The organism is Shimia sp. R9_1, assembly GCF_017743775.1.
Classification (GTDB): domain Bacteria; phylum Pseudomonadota; class Alphaproteobacteria; order Rhodobacterales; family Rhodobacteraceae; genus Shimia.
The window spans coordinates 961,432-979,107 of the sequence record NZ_JAGHRN010000001.1 but is presented as its reverse complement, the minus strand read 5'-3'; the positions used below and the strand labels follow the sequence as shown (position 1 = coordinate 979,107).

The window sequence follows — 17,676 nt, the reverse complement described above, 5'->3', positions numbered from 1 at the left end:
TTGACCGAACCGATCACAAGACTTCAGAAATACTCTGCCCCCGCCCTTGAGAAAGGGTTGGATATTTTGGAGCTGCTGTCGCTGCGACCAGGGGTGTCGCTGACACATGCGGATATCGCCAAAGGAATTGGCCGATCCAAAAACGAGATCTTCCGGATGATGGTGGTCTTAGAGGAGCGCGGATACATACGGCGTGGTGACGGGGATGTTTTCTTTCTCACACCGAAGCTCGGTGAGCTTGGCGGTGCGCGCAACCCGACGGGGCAAATGATCGAGATTGCCCGACCTTTCATGGCGCAACTGTCCCAGAAAACGGAGCAGTCCAATCATCTTTGGATCGTTGATGAGAATAAAATGCGTGTGGGTGCCGCTGCGCGGGCTGCCGGATCCTATAGCCTTGCCCTAGGCGAAGGTGTTCAAGCATCGATGTTTGGCGCCTCTGCCGGAGCATGTTTCTTAGCGGGGTTGCCAAGTAGCGCGGCACGCATGGAAAGGCTTGTGCAGATGGAAGAGTTCGTTAGCGAAGATGCGTTTGCAGCTTTTGATCTGGAGGTCGAACGTTGCGCTGCTAATGGCTTTTGTGTGCTTTCAAATGCTGAGAATGCTGGGATTGTAGAGGTATCGGCTCCGCTTGCTTCAAAAGGAAGTGCCGGTGTTGTGGGCGCGTTGAGTGTACCGATGATCCAAGGGGCAGATCGGCCCAATGAAGTCGCTGCGGTGGTAGCAGCGCTGAAAGAAACCGTAGAGGCGATTTGTGCAAAACTGACGCTCCTCGCAGTCTTTGAACGGACGACTTGAGCGGTTTCTTGGTTTGGAGCGCCTTGAAGCTGAGTAGCCGCGGATGAGCTGCAAACCTCAGAGAGCAACGAGCTGAGTTTTTTGCACTTGAATGTCCAAACTTTGCGAAGCTGACATCTATTCTATGCTTAGAATTACCGACTACTCAGGAGCTGTACAAAGCAGGCTCTAGTTTATCGATTGTTACCGGACGTGGAGCGTCTATCTTTAGCTCTGTTCTTTTGACGGTTCGATCTGGTCGAAAATCGCTGTGCAAATTTGATCCATTTCCAGTGCGAAGAAGTTCTTCGCAGCGGCAGCATTTGGATGATAGGGGTCCTTCACCATGCCGTTCTTATTGAGGCGGAAATAGTCTTTGTTTCCTTGATTGGCAGCAACTGTCTCTGGTGTGGCGCCGGGCACAAAAGAGCATCGCAGCCCAGTGGTCTTAAAAGCGTCCATAAGGTTCTTTTGCGCGCGCAAGCGCAAATCTACGATCTTTTTCTTATAGGCGGGCGCAGTGGTCATGAAAATGCAGGGCAAATCTGCTGGTAATTGCGCCTGCAAACGCTCCACATCTCTGACTGCAGCTTCCGGGCTGTTCGCCCAACGCTTTGCCGAATTGCCAAGAAACGTCATCAGGATCAGTTTCGGGTCGTAGTACCCTTCTCTCAGCATCTCCTCGAGCGGTGAGGTGCTGGGCGCGCAGAATTGATATTCTTTACCCTGGCCGATTTGCACGTATTTGTTGCCGGACTTGTTCACAAACCCATATGTTCCGGCGTTTACCTTCCATTTTGGATCCACTTTGCAGATCGTGTCTTTTGCGCGACCCGACCGTGCGGTCCAAGAGTCAATTGAGCTGGATCTGACGCCGATCACACCAACGCGCATTTCACCAAGACGTTTGAGGTGTTTCTTCTGTTCGCTATCGGGGTGACAATGTTCTTTGATGTCGCTGAAAAATTCCAGAAACGCAGGCCCCGATCCAAATGAGATTTGGCTATCGCCAATGATAAGAATTTCGGGAGACGTAAAGCTGTCAGCCATTGCTGCAGAAACGCCAATCGTGAGAGCGCCAATGGTTGCGACAATCTTCTTGATCATTGGTTTCCTCTTCCTCAGGCGAGTGGTCTTACTTCAAGACCCGAAATACCGCATCGCAAATGTCTATTGTGTTAATGTCCAAAAACGCTCGGATCGCAGCGGGTTTCGGATGGTGCGGATCCTTGACCTTTCCAGCATCATTTCGCCGGAAATAGACTGGTTGACCCTCTATGGCGTTGCGGGTGCGTGCGTTGAAGCCTTCCACCACTGCGCATTGTTTGCCTGCTTTCTGAAATGCGCGCGCGATTTCGGTTTGGCCTTTCATGCGCTTGTCGTTTGTTTTCTTGAGGTAAACTGGCACGCTTGAGATGAACACGCAGGGCACATCATCCGGTATTTGTTGCAGCGTCCGACGAGCGTCCTCTAAGGCGAGTTCAGGTGAATTTGCCCAGCGATCTGCGGAGTTTCCGAGAAAGGTTAGCACAAGCAGTTCCGGCGCGTAGTAGCCGTCGGCGAACATCGCTTCGAAGGCTGTCTGCTTTGGCTTGCAAAACTGGTAGGCCTTTCCTTTGCCGATCTGAATGAAAACCCGTTTGTTGTTTCCATCAATGCCATAGGCCCCAGCGTTCACACCAAATTTCTTGTCGACATCGCAAATTGCGCCTTTGGCAGCTCCCTTGGGGGTTGTCCAGGATTGCAGAGACGTTGAGCGGACACCTATAGCTGCGGTTTTTCGGTTCCCCAGCGCGGCCAAAGCCCTTTTACGCTTGGGCGTCATCTCACATCTTTCGGGGAGTCGTTCGAAGAACCGGAGATATTCTTTGCCTGCTCCAAAAGAGATCTGGCTGTCACCTAAGACCAATATGTTGGGTTGGGCGGTGGCTTGCAGGGCACTAAAGGCGCATATGGCGAACAGCCAGGTTCGGAAAGCTGATGATTTAGGTGACGTCACATGGCTACCTATTTCGCACTGCCATTTATGGGATGGCTCGGGTCTGCGCGATATACTGCGACATCATTCAAGGTAATGCCATTCAAAATCTGGTTAGCGATTTGAGGGGGAGGGTGCTGACAGTCCTTCAAGGAATTTCAGCAGGAGAAAGCGTTAAGTAACGTGGGCTGTACGCTAAGCTCCCTGGAGGTAACTTTCGATTTGAAAATCAACGTGCTGTCCGCTTGGCGGCCCGCTCGCAACCAAGTCCTGTAATTTCTGCGCAGCCTTAAAAACGGCTACGCAGCTTGGGGCAAGCGTGATCTCGGACGATTATGCGGCTTCTTCTTGAATTGAGCCGATTTCTTTGCCGTACTGCAGCTTGAATTGAGCCACCAGACGCTCGAGTTCATTGGCTTCTTCTTTCAAGGTTGCGCAGGTGTCGCTGACATCTTGGGCCATCACCGCATTTCGCTGCGTCGCCTCTTCTAGCTGTGAGACGCGCGTATTGATTTCGCCGAGGGTTTCGGCCTGCTGTGCCGTGCCTTCAGCCATGTTGGAGACCAAAGATGACACATGACTGACCCGGTTGACGATAACTTCGAGAGCTTCGCCGGTTTCATTCACCAAACCTACGCCATTGCTTACGCTCGTGGTACTTTCACCGATCAGCTCTTGGATTTCACGAGCGGCGTCAGAGGATTTTTGCGCCAAAGCACGCACTTCTGAGGCCACAACTGCAAATCCGCTTCCAGCATCACCCGCTCTTGCCGCTTCAACCCCGGCGTTCAGCGCCAGCAGGTTCGTTTGAAAGGCGATGTCGTCGATCACACTGATGATTTGAGCGATCTGGCTTGAAGATTCCGATATCTTGGCCATAGCGTTTACCGCCTCTTTGACCACTTTGCCGCTTTCAGTCGCGTCTGTTTTTGCAGAGTTCGTGGTGTCCTGGACATCCCTCGCGCCGGAAGCCGCAGATTGCACGCTTGTGGTGATGCCTTCTAGTGCCAAGGCAGTTTGTTCAATTGTGCTGGCCTGATTTTCAGTGCGGCGCGACAGATCTTCGGAGGATTGGCTGAACTTGATGGTGCCCGAGCGAATGCTGGATGTCACTTCAACAACATTGACGAGTGTTTCATTCAACTTACCGACAGTCTTGTTGAAGTCTGTGCGCAGGCCTTCGTATTCTTCCGGGAAAGGCTTTTCGAAGAAATGTGCCAGATTGCCATCTGCCATCTCTCCGAGGCCCTGGCGAATTTCGCCGACCACATAATCCTGTTCCGATTTAAGACGTTCTTGTTCCGCCTTCAACGCCTCTGCATCGCGCCGCATTTGCAATGTATCTTGCTTGAAGTGATAGACCGCTTTGGCCATTTTGCTGAGTTCGTCTTTGCCTTCGATGCCTTCGACGAACACTTCGAAATTGCCGCTCGTGAATTCATTGATGACTGAAATCAGGTACTTAATCCGAGCAACCATGCGCTCAAAGGAGAAGATCGCGAACGATAGAACCAGCACGGTCACAGCGGATCCGAGCCAGATCAGCCTGTAAAAGCTTGCATCAGCTTCTGCTTCAATTTGCTGAGTCAATTCGGCAACATCCGCAACAAAGGCGAGTTCTTGGGATCGGAGTTGGTTGATCCAAGCTGTGGAGATCTTGAACCATCCGGGTGCGGTGAGGTTTCCGTAGTTCTGTGCTTCATATCCAGAGCGGATTATCTCTCGCGCAGACTGCACAGCTTTGTATTCACTGGTGGCTTTGAGCCCTTCGAGCCACGCGGGCTCGTCCAGCGCGCCGGCAGTTTCGCCAATCAACGCCATCTGAGCTCCGCCCAGATAGATAAAACGGTCATGCACTACCGTTGAGAAGCCGCCGCCCAGTCCCGTAGCGCCCATGGCGCGCTCCAGGCCGGCGTTCTCTTTGGCTGAGCCAATCAAGGCACGTGCGCTCAGTAAGGCTTGGACCCTGCTGTCTTTGTCTTGAATGCCTGATGGCCGAGAGAATTCAATCAAGTTATTGATCGTCGCTGTATAGAACTTCGCCATTTCGGGGACAGAAAGTTCTAGGGCGTCGACCCGCTCCCTCATGCCGTTCAGCTGCGAGAGCTGGTTTTCGATATCTTCAAGACGCTCTGGTCGTTGCGTCGCGAGAAGGGAGATCCCTTGCTGGAACTGATCAAGGGCTTGCAGAGTCAGAATGCGCTGCTCAGTGAGCTCGCCAGGGAAGTTGGCACCTTTCGAGGCTATAAAGCCAGCGGAATACCCGCGCTCTTTTTGAAGCTCATGGATCACCTCTCCAACAACAGCGCCCTCGTTCGCCCGCAAGGTGGTATCGTGAGCGCTATCCACAAAAGCCTTCTGTCGATTGATGTCATCAAACATCAAAAAACCTGCGAGGGCGAAAATTGGGCCGATCACAAGCAGCATAACTACGCGCAGTTTCATAAGAGGAGCCTATTCTCTAACAATCACACTTATTGGTTGATAACAGCGTGGGTTTTAAATTTGTCTGAAGCTCCTACTCAGACAAGGTAAGATTCGAAGAAAATGCATGATTGTCGCGCGCAACCCTTACGGACATGTCGGGTTTGTCTGGTAGGTAGAGGCCTCATGCGGGGAAGGTTATATGGTCGCCATTGCCGCGAGTTGGATGCGAGCGTGGGAGGCGCTGATCGACCCTATTCGCTAGTGCACCGAGAAGGGTTGCAGACTCTTCTCAAAGTTGGACAAGAATTCCAGCGTAAGCACGGATGTGGCTTTGTGATTTGGCCAGATCAGCGAAAGTTGATGCGTGAGATTGGCAGAGTAGGGCCGATAAGAGACGCCACGGCCGACGTATTCTCGTGCATCAAGTTCGCTCAATACGGAGACACAAACCCCCTTCGCTGCGAGCTCGCAGGCGCAGGTGAACTGTCGGGTCTCAATAAAACTGTCCATGGGGACGTCTTCGCGTTCTAGAGTTTCGCGTAGACGCAAATAGAATTCACTACCTATGCGATCGTGGGCGATACGCTCTCCGGCAAGGTCACTGGGTGTCACTACATCCAGTTGTTCAAGTGGGTGACCTTCCGGAAACACGCAGACGCAACGGATCGGGATCGTCTTACTGTTGAGTGCATGGTGAGTGCGAAACGTATCTGTGATTCCACAGTCATATTGCTCCCCGATCACCCAATCCAAGATCCGCTCGGGCCTGTCCGGCTCAATTGTCACGGTGACATCCGGGCGGGCTTTGAGGAAATCCGCGATCACCGAGGGCAGATGGCTTGTAGAAAACCCAGGTAGACACGCCACTTTCAAGTGTCCGCTGGTGCCACCTTGAACGTTGTGTCCCAGACTGCGGATTTGCTCCATCGAGCTGAAAATACGCTCAATTTCCGGCAGTAGATATTGAGCCTCTCGCGTGAGCACCATCCTGCGCCCTGATCGCTTAAACAGCGGATACCCCAGCTCTTTGGAGAGATCTGAGAGCAATCTGCTGACAGCGGGCTGAGAGATGTTCATCGCCTTGGCTGTGAGGCTGATGGTGCCACTCTCCCCAAGCAGGCCGAGGGCCTGCAGTTGCCGAATGCGCAGTGGCTCGATGGCGCTCATAAGGTTGGCTTTCTCTTCTAGCTTTGACAGGGCATTGCTAGTATAATTTCATGCTATATGTAACAGAAATAATAATGTTGAATTATAGATTTAGCTGCGGCACGTTTTGGCCGTCCAGTCAGGTGTCGGCATGATTCACACCTGAGGCGTATGAAGGGAGTGCAACGCGTTCACACGGGCTGTTGGTTTGGGTCGGCATGACACAATGCTAATGCCCTAAGAGAAGGTGGTGAAAGACCGCAACACGTTGGTACCTCGCTAGCAACACAGGGAAATGACATGATGTTTGATAATTTTGGAAAATTTGGAGCCGTCGCACTTACCGCGACCGCCATCTATACAATGCCAATGTCAGCCGGCGCTGACACGCTGCGCCTGCTGACCTGGGGCGGCTATGCACCGGAAGAGGTGATCGCGAAATTTGAAGCCGAGACCGGCCACACCGTTGAGGTGACCACCTCCAACAACGAGGAAATGATCGCAAAACTGCGCGCCACCAACGGCGGCGGCTTTGATCTGGCGCAGCCAAGCCAAGACCGCATTACTAGCGCGCAGGAAGAGTTTGGCATCTACAAACCCATCGACATGTCGCGCATCGAGGCAGACCTGTTCATCCCGTCCATGCTGTCCGCCACCGCAGACAACACCACCTTTGACGGCGAAGTCTATGGTCTGCCACATGTCTGGGGCACCAGCGGTCTGGTTGTAAACACCGCCAAAGCCGGTGATGTGACCGACTACACCGATCTGTGTGAGGCGTCTGTCTCGGGCAAGGTTTCCTACCGCCTGAAGCGCCCGACCCTGATCGGCTTTGCCTATTCCATGGGCCTTGATCCCTTTGGCGCCTATGGCGATGCAGACGCCTATCAGGAGATCCTGGATCAGGTCGAAGCCAAGCTGATCGACTGTAAGCCAAACGTCAAAACCTACTGGGGTGGCGGCGATGAAATCAAACAGCTGCTGCGCTCCGGCGAAGTGGTCGCCTCCATGGCGTGGGACACCGGCGGATGGCAGCTGAACGCCGATAACGCCGACATCACCTTTGTTGCCCCGGAAGCAGGCGCGCTTGGCTGGATCGACACCTTTGTGCTGCCCGCACGTGGCCGCGCGGATGACGCAGCTTACGACTGGATCAACTTTGTGATGCGTCCCGACATTGCTGCGATGATCACCAACAACGCAGGCAACTTTACCGCGGCTGTGGATGGCGACGCGGGCGTGAACGCCGATCTGAAAGCGCGCTATCAGGGCAGCTTTGATCAGGCCGCCATCGACAACATCAAATGGTACCCGCCTGTTCCAGCCGGTCTGGAAGCGCTGGAAGGCGCCACCCTGGATCGCGTGAACGCAGCCAAGTAAACCATTATAAATCCAAGCAAAGGGTGTCCCTTGTGGGCGCCCTTTCACCAATTTTGAGGCCCCCAAGTGAGCAACAGCACCCCCGATCTTTCCTGCAGCAATCTGGTGAAATATTTCACCGATTTCCGCGCCGTTGATGGCATCAGCTTTGATGTGCCCAAAGGATCGTTCTTCTCCATCCTCGGCCCGTCAGGCTGTGGCAAGACCACGCTGCTGCGTATGATCGCAGGGTTCCAGTCACCCACTAGTGGGGATTTGCGGATCAAAGGCACCTCCATGATTGGCGTGCCGCCCAACAAACGCCCGGTGTCGATGGTGTTTCAGCATCTTGCGCTCTTCCCGACCATGAACATCGGCGACAACGTCGGCTTTGGTCTACGCCAGCGCGGTGTTGGTAAAAAAGAGATCGGGAAGAGGGTGGATGAAGCGTTGGAGCGTGTAGGCCTTCCGGGGGTTGCGAAACGCCGTGTCGACCAGCTGTCTGGCGGCCAAAAACAGCGTGTGGCGATTGCCCGCTGTATGGTGCTGGAGCCAGATGTTTTGCTGCTAGATGAGCCGCTTGGCGCGCTTGATCTAAAGCTGCGCGAACATATGAAAGTGGAGCTAAAGGCGCTTCAGGCCGCTTTTGACACCACCTTTGTCTACATCACCCACGACCAATCCGAGGCGCTGGTGATGAGTGACAATATCGCGGTGATGAATAAAGGCCGTTTTGAGCAGGTGGGTGCGCCTCATGAGGTCTACCATGCGCCGCAAACCGCTTTTGTCGCCGGTTTCGTTGGCGAGGCAAATAAGCTTGCCGCCAAAGTCACCGCCATCAATGGTGCGATGCTTTCGCTTGTGACCGATGCAGGCAGCGAGGTGCAGGTCGCCGCCCCCAACGCCGGGCTGGCCGTTGGCCAAAAGGCGCAAATTTTCTTGCGGCCCGAAGCCATTGACCTTTTGCCGCTTGGCTCCGGCCAAGCCGCTGGCAGTAATGCCGCCGAAGCCGTGGTGGAAACCGTGCTGTTTAATGGTGCCAACAGCACCGTCACCCTGCGCGACGCTGCAGGCGGTCTCATCATCGCCGCCTTGCCACAAACCGGCGCGATGGCGAACTTGAAAAAGGGCGACCGGCTCATGACCAGTTGGAGCGCTGACCAAGCGCGTTGTTACGCTGCCGGGGAGGCTTAAGTCATGAGTTCTGACGCCTCCCGACTTGGGTTCTACCTTTTGCTGGCCCCGATCTTGTTGTGGTTGGTGCTGCTGATCATCTTGCCCCATGTTGGGCTGTTCATTGTGTCGATCAGCGAAAAAGTCGGCCCGCGTGAATATGAATATGGGCTTGGCAACTATGCCGCCTTCTTTGGCGAGCCACTTTACTGGCGTACATTTGCGCGCACGGCGATCATGTCGATCCTCGCCACCGCGCTCACCCTGATCTTGGGCTTTCCTATCGCCTATTACATCGCAAAACTCACCAAAGGGCGCACCAAAACCACGCTGTTTTTGATGTGTATGATCCCGTTTTGGGTCTCTGAACTTGTGCGGACCTTTGGCTGGATGATCTTGCTGCGTGAAACCGGCGTGTTCTCTAACTTGCTGCAATCTCTAGGTTTGGCAAGCGGTGGGGTTGAGATGCTCTATAACGATGCCGCCATCATGGTAGGTCTGGTTTACACCTCCATCCTCTTTATGGTGGTGCCGCTGGTTACCACGCTGGACAGTCTCGACGACAGCCTTATTGAGGCTGGCTATGACCTTGGCGCCAACAGCAGCGCCATCATGCGCGAGATCGTCATCCCCCACGCCATGCCCGGCATCGTGTCAGGCTGCATCGTGGTGTTCATGCTGTCACTCGGCAATTACCTCACCCCGATCCTGCTGGGGGGCAAAGACAGCCTGTGGTTCACCGGCATGATCTACACCCAGTTCATCACCCGCTTTAACTGGGAACTGGGCGCGGCCTTTGGTTTCCTGCTGCTGGGCCTGTCCTCGCTGGTGGTTTTTGTTGGCCTGAAGCTCTCCGGCCAGTCGCTTTCTGAAACGATGGGGCGGTCATGATTCCAACAATTTCCCAATCCCGCTTCACCCTCTGGGCCTACCGCGCCTATGTGGCGCTGTTCTTTGTCTACCTCGCCCTGCCGCTGGCGGTGGTCTGTGTCTTTGCCTTCAACAATAGCGTCTTCCCGTCGCTGCCATGGGAGGGCTTCACTCTGGCGTGGTTCTTTGGCACTGAAGCACCGTTTGTGGGCGTCTTCCATGAACGCGCCATCCTGCGCTCTATTGGCACCTCCGCCTTTGTGGCCGCTTGGGTCTCTGCCCTTGCGGTCGCGGTGGGCACCTGCAACGCCTTCCTGTTTGTGCGCCATGAGTTCCGCGGCAAAGCCCTGCTTTACATGCTGATGCTGCTGCCGCTGATCATCCCCGGCGTGATCCTTGGCATCTCGATCCTGGTGTTCTCAAGCTCCATTGCCAACACGCTAGAAGACGCCACAGGCCTCTGGTTTGACGGGCTGCGCCCCGGCCTGCCGCTGGTGATCCTCGGGCAGTTCTCCTTTATCACCACCTTTGCCACGCTGGTGATCTCTGCCCGCCTGCAAAAGTTTGACCCCAGCTTGGAGGAAGCTGCGCTGAATCTTGGGGCGAGCAAATGGGGGGCTATTAGACAGATAACGTTGCCATTTCTGCTGCCTGCCATTGTGGCCAGTGCTGTGGTCTCCGTGCTGATGAGCTTTGAAAACTTCAATACGACGCTGATCTTGGTTGGTTCTGACAGTCCGCTGACGATCACCATGTTTGATAAGCTCAAACAGGGCTCCACGCCGGTTCTCAACGCGGTCTCGTTGTTGCTTATAGTGGCGTCGGCAATTCTGGGCCTCTTGTCATTGGCCTTCCAGAAGCGAGACGATCGCTGATGTACCCGCTTAACGAAAGATAATATCGTCCGATACTGGCTAGGCTGGTGCGGTTTTTATTGGGGGCTTCCCCTATCGGAGAGCCCCCTTTTTCATTTCTTGTTCTGTCCGGTTTCACAGGCAGTCCGCACCGTTCTTGGGGGCATATTGATATGAATAATGTTTCATATTTTGTAGAGGAGAAATCGGGAGGAGTTCCTATGTTGCGCTTTTTTGCGTTGACGGCGGCCGGTGCGTTGATGACGTCTGTGGCCTCTGTAGAAACTCGGATTGCTCATGTCTACGGTAAAACCGGCCCGTTTGAGGCCCATGCGGCTCAATCGCATAATGGGCTGATGTTGGGGCTGGAAAACGCCACCGATGGCAACATGGAGATCAACGGAGCAAAGATCGTCGTGATCGAGAATGACACGCAGCTGAAACCGGATATTGGTCGGGCGCAGCTTGAAGAAGCTTATGGCGATGATTACGCGCATATTGCAGTGGGGCCAGTGAGCTCTGGCGTCGCCCTGGCGATGTTGCCAGTGGCTGAGGAATATGAGCGGCTGCCGATTGTTTAGCCTGCGGTTGCCGACTCGATCACCGAGGCCAACTAGGAAACTCTATATTTTCCGCACAGGGCGCAACTCTTCGCAGGCCGCAATTGCCAATGCAGTCACGCTGGGCGGCGAAGGGGCGACCAGGGCCACGCTGGCGCAGGACTATGCTTTTGGACGTGATGGCGTGGCCGCTTTCAAGAAGGCTCTGGAACCCACTGGTGCGAAGGTTGCGCATGAAGAATATGTGCCCACTGACACCACGGATTTCACCGCGGCGGCGGAGCGGATTTTCACCAAGATAGGAAATTGGAAGGTGACAAGAAGCTCTCCATCATCTGGGCCGGTGGCGGCAACCCAATGGGCAAGATCAGCGCCGTGGAACCTGAGCGCTTTGGCATTAAAAATGCGACTGGAGGCAACATCCTTGCAGCTCTGAAAGCTTACAAAGAGCTGCCAGGCATGGAAGGCGCGACCTACTACTACTATGAAATCCCAAAGAACCCTGTAAACGAATGGCTTGTGAAGAACAATTTTGAGCGTTTTGACAGCCCGCCGGACTTTTTCACCGCGGGTGGCATGGCATCTGGCTTGGCTATTGTCGAGGCAATCAAGAAAGCCGGTGGTGCAGAAGATACCAATGCGCTGGTTGCCGACATGGAAGGCATAGCATGGGAGACCCCCAAAGGCTCCATGCAATTCCGTGCTGAGGATCATCAGGCGATGCACACCATGAATCATTTCCGCACGGAAATTCAGGACGGCCAGGACTATGGCGTGCCGGTGCTCGTGCGCGAAATTGGCATGGATGAAATGAAAATTCCGGTGCGCAACAATTAAGCGGTGGAGTATTTCCCAATCACAACACGGGGCCGCTGTGTGCCGCCCCGTGGCCAGGGGAAAGAAAGATGACCCAGACACTTTTGCAAACAGAGGCGCTGACTGTACGCTTTGGCGGCTATGTGGCGGTGGATGCTGTTTCCTTCAGCTTTCATGTCGGAGAGCTGACCGCCATCGTGTGGCCTAATGGCGCGGTGAAGACCACCTATTTCAACTTGATTATTTCAGGGCAAATTCCGGCGAGCGCTGGCACTGTGAAGCTGATGGTCGAGGACATCACGCGCCTTGGGGCGGCGGAGCGTTGTCGGCGTGGGCTTGGAGGTGCGTTTCAGCTGACTAATCTTTTTCCCGGCTTGTCGGTTTTGGAGAATGTGCGGCTGGTGATCCAATCGCGCCCGCACAAGGGCTTTGGTCTGTTCTCGATGGCGGACAGCCACCCGGAACTGACGATTGCGGCCAAATCGATTCTGGAATGCGTGCGGCCGGATCGGCGGCAAGATCAATTGGTGTCGGAATTGTCCTGCGGGGATCAGCGCAAGCTGGAGGTGGCTTTGCTGATCGGGTTCGAGCCGATGGTCTACATGTTTGATGAGCCAACTGCGGTCATGAGCGTGGATGAAACGCCAGTCATTCTGGATCTGATTGCAGAGATCAAAGTGGATCGGGAGCGCACTGTGCTGCTTATCGAGCATAAGCTTGATTTAATCCGCAGTCTCGCAGATCGGTTCATTGTTTTGCACAACGGCGCGTTGGCCGCAGATGGGCCACCTGCGGAGGTCATGGCGTCATCGGTGGTACAGGAGGCCTATTTGGGGAAGGAGTTGGTGGATGTCTGATCCGATCTTTTCTCTAAACGCTGTGCACATAGATATCGCGCAGTATCACATTCTGCAGGGCGTTGATTTGGAGGTGCCAGGTGGGCAAGTGACCATGCTTTGGAGGCGCAACGGGGGGCAAGACCACGACGCGCAAAGCGATCATTGGGCAGTGGACCGCCAAATCTGGCGATATTCTCTACGACGGACCAGTCAAACGCCTGCCGTCCTCTAGACGGGCGCGGGCTGGGATTGGCTTTTTGCCTGTGGATATGGGCGTTTTTAGCAATATGACCGTGGAAGAATATATGGTGCTGGGCTGCACCCCTGGCCAGCTTGATCCAAAGCGCAAAGAGTAGCTGCTAACCGCTTTGCCGGCGCTTGGGAGCTTTTGGCAAAACGAGGCGGGAAACCTTTCTGGCGGGCAGAAACATATGCTCTCCATCACGCGGGAGATGGCGGGGGATCGCGGGCTTTGTCTGATTGATGAGCCCAGCAAAGGCTCGGCCCCGGCGATTGCCTCGACTATGGCGCAGGCATTGCGGCAGTTGAAGGTGCAAGGAGCCTACATCCTTTTGGTCGAGCAAAATTTTCGGTGGCGAAAGCGCTGGGTGATCGAGCGGCGGTGATGGGTGACGAACGCGCCAATTGAACCGGCGAGATGGCGGTACTGGCAGAAAACAAAGATCTTTTGGAAAGGCTGAGCGAGGCGACGCCGCTTCTGTTTATCCAGTAGCTGGTGGTCTTTGGCTTTGAGGCCATTGGTGTGCCATCCTCCTGGCTGAAGTTGACAGTTTCGGGCCTTGCTATGGGCGTGATGATTTTTGTGATGTCCTCTGGGTTGACGCTTGTGTTTGGCGACATGGGCATGATGTACGGGGCTGTGTTGGGCGCAACGCTATTTATTCGGGCGCAGACCTATTTGCAAAATCTGATGGGCAGCGCGTCCGAGGCCACCGCTTTCCTGCCGTTGATCCCGTATCTGTTGGACCCGGATCGCTGGCTCATGTGGCTGGGCATTCTGTTTATTCTGAGCGTCTACCGTCTTTCCGACGGGCATTGTGGATCGCCTGCGTGAACGGTGCGCATCATGAGCATTCCGGTATTATTTCTGCATGGATGGGTCATGAATGGGGCGGTGTTTGACGATGTAGCCGCGCGTCTGGGGCCAGATTTCACCTGCCATGCACCGGATTTGATAAGGAGGCGATGGCATTGCGAGACTTGAGGACTGTGCCTCAGTTGCAGAGCAGTGGGACGCGCGGTTGTATCGACCTATTCTTGTGGGCTGGTCGGTGGAAGCCAGCGCCGCGTGGCGTTATGTTACGCGACACGGCACGTCGGCTTTACGCGCGCTTGTGACTATGGACATGAGCCCGCGCATGTTGCCGGATGCGGCGTGGGATTTGGGACTGATTGGGCAGAGCGCAGAGGCGATCCTTGCAACCTCCGAGAAGATCATCCCGACCTGGCCACGGCTTTCTCAGAGTATTTCGCGCAATATGTTTGCCCGCGGCAGTACCCCGACCCTGAGCCGGGAGCCAGCACATGCGCTTTTGCGCTTGCAAGACCCAGCCGGGTTGCGCCCGCTTTCGGACGATCTGGTGGCGATGGATGAGCGCGAGGTGATTTCGCAGATTGATGTGCCTTATCTTGTTTTCACGGGGGCGCCGAGCCGACTTTACAGTGAGGCGGTGGCACATTGGATCACTGCAAAGGTACCGTGGGCGGCGGTGGCACGTTTTGAACACTCCGGGCATTCGCCGCATTTGGAAGGGCCAGAAACTTTTTTTGATGCCATCCGAGGTTTTGTCGCGGTTGAGGACCTGACGACACCGTTGAAATACCGAGAAGAAATCTGATGACCAAACCAGCCAGTGCACAGCCCAAAACTAAACTAGGTGTCGAGCGCCGCGCCAAGATCCTTGCTGCGGCGGAGCAGGTGATTGGGGAGAAGGGCTTTGGGGCCGACTCCATCGCGGACATAACCCGCGCTGCCGAGACAGCGCTGGGCACCTTCTATATCTATTCTTCAAGTAAGGATGAGGTCTTCCGCGAGTTGGTGCAGAGCATGGGGCAAGCGACGCGCTCTCAAGCGGCGGAGCGGATCGCTGGTGCCGCCAATCGACTTGAAGCGGAGCGCGCAGGGCTTGAGGCTTATCTTATCGTCGTGCGGTACCGCCCGATGCAGCCGCATCGTGGAGGAGGCGCGCTTTGTCGATCCGGAAGCCTACGGCGATTACTACATGGCGTTTGTGCAGGCGTATGCAGAGCAGCTTGAACAGGCGGTACAGAAGGGTAAGATTTCCGCGGGCGATGCGGAAGTGCGCGCTTGGGCCTGATGGGGATTGCAAAGACCCTTGGGAAACGCTTCGTGCTTTGGGAGGAAAAGGTTGACATCGATCGCGTGGCAGTCGAATTGGCGCGGATTGGCCTAGTACAGGCGGTCGATGAGGCAGCCGAGTAGCGCGCGCTGGCTTTGCTGTCGGCCGTTGATACTGGCACTGCATTGGCAACAAAGGCGATGTTCTGGAACGACGCGCGCCTGGCCACCGTCCGGGCGGGACTCACCGCTGAGGCTGAATCCTTTCGCCAGTTGATTGGGCGGCAGGAAACCCTGACTCGCATGCAGAAATTTCCCCAACCAACCGGGTAAGAGCGATGTTTGATGTGATCCCAGACATGGCAACCAAACGGGCGGAGTTAAGTCCTAATGCGCTTGCATTTCATGACACCACCACAGGCCGAGACTGGACCTTTGAGCAGATCAATTCAGCGGCCAATGCGGTCGCGGCGGGATTTATTGCGCAAGGCCTGAATGAAGGGGGATCATCTGCCTTAACCGCGCGGAGTTTTTTATCGCACTGTTTGCCTGTCAGAAAACTGGGATCATCCTGTGCCCACTCAATTGGCGACAACCGATGCCGGAACTTGTCGAAACGCTGGATGGTATTGGCATCAAGCTTATAATCACGGATGCGGAATTTGAGAGCATCGCGCGTGAGGTAGCTGCAGAATGCGGCGCGGCGCTAGTAAAAATTGAAGGTGACTTCGCAGAATGGATAGAGGCCGGCTGTATACCGTTAAATGCGCCGGTTCCGATGGAGCGGCCTTGGTATCTGCTCTTCACATCTGGCACCACTGGGCTCCCGAAAACGGTGATCCAGACCGCTCGGATGGCTTGGGCAAATGCGATCAATATCGGGCAAGCCATCGATATTACGTCCACAGATCGCGCGGTGTGTTTCCTGCCGCTGTTTCATACGGCGGGGATCAATCTCTATACACTACCTGTGTTTCTCTATGGTGGCAGTTCGACAATCCTGCCCAAATTCGAAGAACAGGGGGTGTTTGAGCTGCTGGTCTCTGACCGGATCAATCAATTTTTTGGCGTCCCCGCGATTTATCAGGCGCTGTCGCTAATGCCCGAGGCGGGTACGTTGGATTGGGCGTCGATCCGCTGTGGTTGTGGTGGCGCGCCTTTGCCGGAACCGTTGATCCGTTTCTTCGCCGCAAAAGGCGCGAAGGTGCTGAACGGTATGGGGATGACTGAAACCGGGCCAACGGTGTTTTTGATGGATCAGGTTCATGCGGCAGAGAAAATTGGCTCGGTGGGGCGACCGCAGAGCCTGGTCGATGTGCGGCTTGCTGGCGTGTCGGATGGCAAGACCGGTGCGGGCGAATTGCAGCTGCGCGGGCCGGGGGTCACGCCGGGTTATTTTGGCAGCTCGGAAGCGACGGCGAAGACCTTCACAGAGGATGGTTGGCTGGCAACCGGTGATGTCGCGCGGCGGGATGAGGACGGTTACTACTATATCGTGGACCGCATCAAAGACATGTTCATCTCAGGTGGAGAAAACGTCTATCCGGCAGAAGTGGAGCGGGTGCTGAACGCGCACCCAGCCATTCTGGAAACCGCAGTCGTAGGTATCGCGGATAACAAGTGGGGCGAGGTAGGGGCCGCTTTTGTGATGCTGCGCCCTCAAGAGAGACTTGAGCCGGAGACGCTGCGCCCTTGGTGCCGCGAGCGATTAGCGGGCTACAAGGTTCCTGCGCATGTCCGCATCGTGGAGGACTTCCCGCGCACGGCGGCGGGCAAGGTCTGTAAACCAGACCTCAGGGAGATGTTTCACCATGATTGATCTGCACGAACGTTGGGTGCCCACGCAAGCGGAGTTTGATGCTTTTGCTGAGGTGTCTGGCGATGACAATGCAATCCATGTGGATCCCGACTTTTGCGCCACAACGGCTTTTGGGCGCACGGTTAGCCATGGTATGCTGATTTACAGCAAGCTTTGGGGCTTGCTGAAACGCTATGACCCCAAAATTGCACATGTGAACCAGAGTATGATGTTTCCCAGCCCTGCCTTCGCGGGTGAAGCCTTGAGCCTACGGATAGTCGAGGAGAGGGCGGGTTATTTGCAAATGCGAGTCACCAGAGAAACGGATGGTGCAGAATGCCTGATCGGGGAGGCAGAAATCGCATGCTGAGGGTTGGGCAATCTGCCGAAATCACACGCACTTACAGGCGCAATGATCTTGCGCTTTACGAGACGCTGAGTGGTGCGCAGGCAGAGAGCGTACCGGAGCCGCTGATTGCCGCTCTGTTTTCCTATTTGTTGGGCGTAAAGCTACCAGGTTCTGGGACAAACTATCTGAAGCAAGAGCTGGCATTTAAAGCGCCAGCTCCACTTGAGGTCGCGTTGCAAGCCAAGGTGGAGATAACGCGCTTGCGGCCAGAGAAGCATCTTGTGGACTTGTGGGCCAGCTGCCTTACTCCGGATGGTAAGGTAATTTGCGAGGGACGTAGCCTGGTGAAGGCTAGAGATGTCGCTGACGCATTCGCCGCGTGAACGTATTCAAAGCAAACGGCGCGCCAA

19 protein-coding genes and 1 pseudogene are annotated in these 17,676 nt (G+C 55.2%); 16 read left to right on the top strand and 4 right to left on the bottom strand.

The window, feature by feature from the left end; all coding sequences use genetic code 11:
- Positions 1 to 798, top strand: coding sequence for a helix-turn-helix domain-containing protein (locus J7399_RS04655; RefSeq protein WP_209084384.1), 798 nt, complete (start codon positions 1 to 3; stop codon positions 796 to 798).
- Positions 799 to 1,005: 207 nt separating this feature from the next.
- On the opposite strand, the gene J7399_RS04650 is transcribed toward J7399_RS04655, so the two are convergent.
- From J7399_RS04650 to J7399_RS04635, 4 genes are all read right to left on the bottom strand, one after another.
- The gene (locus J7399_RS04650; RefSeq protein WP_209065127.1) at positions 1,006 to 1,884 is read right to left on the bottom strand and encodes an SGNH/GDSL hydrolase family protein; all 879 of its coding nucleotides are present in this window, start codon (positions 1,882 to 1,884) and stop codon (positions 1,006 to 1,008) included.
- 28 nt (positions 1,885 to 1,912) lie between these two features.
- Positions 1,913 to 2,776, bottom strand: coding sequence for an SGNH/GDSL hydrolase family protein (locus J7399_RS04645; protein ID WP_209084383.1), 864 nt, complete (start codon positions 2,774 to 2,776; stop codon positions 1,913 to 1,915).
- A 312-nt stretch (positions 2,777 to 3,088) separates the two neighbouring features.
- On the bottom strand, positions 3,089 to 5,200 hold the full coding sequence (locus tag J7399_RS04640; RefSeq protein WP_209084382.1) for a methyl-accepting chemotaxis protein: 2,112 nt from the start codon (positions 5,198 to 5,200) through the stop codon (positions 3,089 to 3,091).
- Positions 5,201 to 5,440: 240 nt separating this feature from the next.
- Positions 5,441 to 6,349, bottom strand: a complete 909-nt coding sequence (locus J7399_RS04635) for a LysR family transcriptional regulator (protein ID WP_209084381.1) — start codon at positions 6,347 to 6,349, stop codon at positions 5,441 to 5,443.
- Positions 6,350 to 6,691: 342 nt separating this feature from the next.
- Here J7399_RS04635 and J7399_RS04630 point away from each other — a divergent pair, with 342 nt between their 5' ends.
- The 15 genes and pseudogenes from J7399_RS04630 (at position 6,692) to J7399_RS04570 (ending at position 17,649) form a co-directional block, all read left to right on the top strand.
- Positions 6,692 to 7,708, top strand: a complete 1,017-nt coding sequence (locus tag J7399_RS04630) for an extracellular solute-binding protein (protein ID WP_247742788.1) — start codon at positions 6,692 to 6,694, stop codon at positions 7,706 to 7,708.
- Between the two features lie 66 nt (positions 7,709 to 7,774).
- On the top strand, positions 7,775 to 8,881 hold the full coding sequence (locus J7399_RS04625) for an ABC transporter ATP-binding protein (protein WP_209084380.1): 1,107 nt from the start codon (positions 7,775 to 7,777) through the stop codon (positions 8,879 to 8,881).
- A 3-nt stretch (positions 8,882 to 8,884) separates the two neighbouring features.
- The gene (locus J7399_RS04620; protein WP_209084378.1) at positions 8,885 to 9,751 is read left to right on the top strand and encodes an ABC transporter permease; all 867 of its coding nucleotides are present in this window, start codon (positions 8,885 to 8,887) and stop codon (positions 9,749 to 9,751) included.
- The gene (locus tag J7399_RS04615; RefSeq protein ID WP_209065121.1) at positions 9,748 to 10,605 is read left to right on the top strand and encodes an ABC transporter permease; all 858 of its coding nucleotides are present in this window, start codon (positions 9,748 to 9,750) and stop codon (positions 10,603 to 10,605) included. Before J7399_RS04620 ends, J7399_RS04615 begins: the two co-directional genes overlap by 4 nt.
- 200 nt (positions 10,606 to 10,805) lie before the next feature.
- Positions 10,806 to 11,981, top strand: a pseudogene (locus tag J7399_RS04610) (substrate-binding domain-containing protein).
- Positions 11,982 to 12,049: 68 nt separating this feature from the next.
- Positions 12,050 to 12,817: an ATP-binding cassette domain-containing protein gene (locus J7399_RS04605; RefSeq protein WP_209084377.1), complete on the top strand. Its 768-nt coding sequence runs from the start codon at positions 12,050 to 12,052 to the stop codon at positions 12,815 to 12,817.
- Positions 12,818 to 12,957: 140 nt separating this feature from the next.
- Positions 12,958 to 13,155 carry a hypothetical protein gene (locus J7399_RS21165; protein WP_348539443.1) on the top strand — a complete coding sequence of 66 codons (198 nt, stop codon included), beginning with the start codon at positions 12,958 to 12,960 and terminating at the stop codon, positions 13,153 to 13,155.
- Positions 13,156 to 13,230: 75 nt separating this feature from the next.
- On the top strand, positions 13,231 to 13,425 hold the full coding sequence (locus J7399_RS21160) for a hypothetical protein (RefSeq protein WP_348539430.1): 195 nt from the start codon (positions 13,231 to 13,233) through the stop codon (positions 13,423 to 13,425).
- A 179-nt stretch (positions 13,426 to 13,604) separates the two neighbouring features.
- Entirely contained in the window at positions 13,605 to 13,874 is a 270-nt protein-coding gene (locus J7399_RS04595; RefSeq protein ID WP_209084376.1) for a hypothetical protein, read from the top strand.
- A gap of 292 nt (positions 13,875 to 14,166) precedes the next feature.
- The gene (locus tag J7399_RS04590) at positions 14,167 to 14,658 is read left to right on the top strand and encodes an alpha/beta hydrolase (RefSeq protein ID WP_247742723.1); all 492 of its coding nucleotides are present in this window, start codon (positions 14,167 to 14,169) and stop codon (positions 14,656 to 14,658) included.
- Positions 14,658 to 15,077 (top strand): TetR/AcrR family transcriptional regulator, encoded by a 420-nt coding sequence (locus J7399_RS04585; protein ID WP_247742722.1) that lies wholly within the window; start codon positions 14,658 to 14,660, stop codon positions 15,075 to 15,077. The genes J7399_RS04590 and J7399_RS04585 overlap by 1 nt, the downstream gene beginning before the upstream one ends.
- A gap of 380 nt (positions 15,078 to 15,457) precedes the next feature.
- The gene (locus J7399_RS20915; protein ID WP_247742721.1) at positions 15,458 to 15,766 is read left to right on the top strand and encodes a hypothetical protein; all 309 of its coding nucleotides are present in this window, start codon (positions 15,458 to 15,460) and stop codon (positions 15,764 to 15,766) included.
- Positions 15,655 to 16,938: an AMP-binding protein gene (locus J7399_RS04580; RefSeq protein ID WP_348539442.1), complete on the top strand. Its 1,284-nt coding sequence runs from the start codon at positions 15,655 to 15,657 to the stop codon at positions 16,936 to 16,938. The genes J7399_RS20915 and J7399_RS04580 overlap by 112 nt, the downstream gene beginning before the upstream one ends.
- The gene (locus tag J7399_RS04575) at positions 16,931 to 17,287 is read left to right on the top strand and encodes a MaoC family dehydratase (RefSeq protein WP_209084375.1); all 357 of its coding nucleotides are present in this window, start codon (positions 16,931 to 16,933) and stop codon (positions 17,285 to 17,287) included. Before J7399_RS04580 ends, J7399_RS04575 begins: the two co-directional genes overlap by 8 nt.
- Complete coding sequence (locus J7399_RS04570) at positions 17,281 to 17,649, top strand: phosphate acetyltransferase (protein ID WP_209084374.1); 369 nt, start codon at positions 17,281 to 17,283, stop codon at positions 17,647 to 17,649. The genes J7399_RS04575 and J7399_RS04570 overlap by 7 nt, the downstream gene beginning before the upstream one ends.
- The last annotated feature ends 27 nt before the right edge of the window (positions 17,650 to 17,676 follow it).

Excerpts from the sequence above, each read along its gene's own strand:
- J7399_RS04650 (WP_209065127.1), bottom strand. The coding sequence starts at position 1,884 with ATGATCAAGAAGATTGTCGCAACCATTGGCGCTCTCACGATTGGCGTT.
- J7399_RS04640 (WP_209084382.1), bottom strand. The coding sequence starts at position 5,200 with ATGAAACTGCGCGTAGTTATGCTGCTTGTGATCGGCCCAATTTTCGCC.
- J7399_RS04635 (WP_209084381.1), bottom strand. The coding sequence starts at position 6,349 with ATGAGCGCCATCGAGCCACTGCGCATTCGGCAACTGCAGGCCCTCGGC.
- J7399_RS04630 (WP_247742788.1), top strand. The coding sequence starts at position 6,692 with ATGCCAATGTCAGCCGGCGCTGACACGCTGCGCCTGCTGACCTGGGGC.
- J7399_RS04620 (WP_209084378.1), top strand. The coding sequence starts at position 8,885 with ATGAGTTCTGACGCCTCCCGACTTGGGTTCTACCTTTTGCTGGCCCCG.
- J7399_RS04615 (WP_209065121.1), top strand. The coding sequence starts at position 9,748 with ATGATTCCAACAATTTCCCAATCCCGCTTCACCCTCTGGGCCTACCGC.
- J7399_RS04605 (WP_209084377.1), top strand. The coding sequence starts at position 12,050 with ATGACCCAGACACTTTTGCAAACAGAGGCGCTGACTGTACGCTTTGGC.
- J7399_RS21160 (WP_348539430.1), top strand. The coding sequence starts at position 13,231 with ATGCTCTCCATCACGCGGGAGATGGCGGGGGATCGCGGGCTTTGTCTG.
- J7399_RS04595 (WP_209084376.1), top strand. The coding sequence starts at position 13,605 with ATGGGCGTGATGATTTTTGTGATGTCCTCTGGGTTGACGCTTGTGTTT.
- J7399_RS04590 (WP_247742723.1), top strand. The coding sequence starts at position 14,167 with ATGAGCCCGCGCATGTTGCCGGATGCGGCGTGGGATTTGGGACTGATT.
- J7399_RS04585 (WP_247742722.1), top strand. The coding sequence starts at position 14,658 with ATGACCAAACCAGCCAGTGCACAGCCCAAAACTAAACTAGGTGTCGAG.
- J7399_RS20915 (WP_247742721.1), top strand. The coding sequence starts at position 15,458 with ATGTTTGATGTGATCCCAGACATGGCAACCAAACGGGCGGAGTTAAGT.
- J7399_RS04575 (WP_209084375.1), top strand. The coding sequence starts at position 16,931 with ATGATTGATCTGCACGAACGTTGGGTGCCCACGCAAGCGGAGTTTGAT.
- J7399_RS04570 (WP_209084374.1), top strand. The coding sequence starts at position 17,281 with ATGCTGAGGGTTGGGCAATCTGCCGAAATCACACGCACTTACAGGCGC.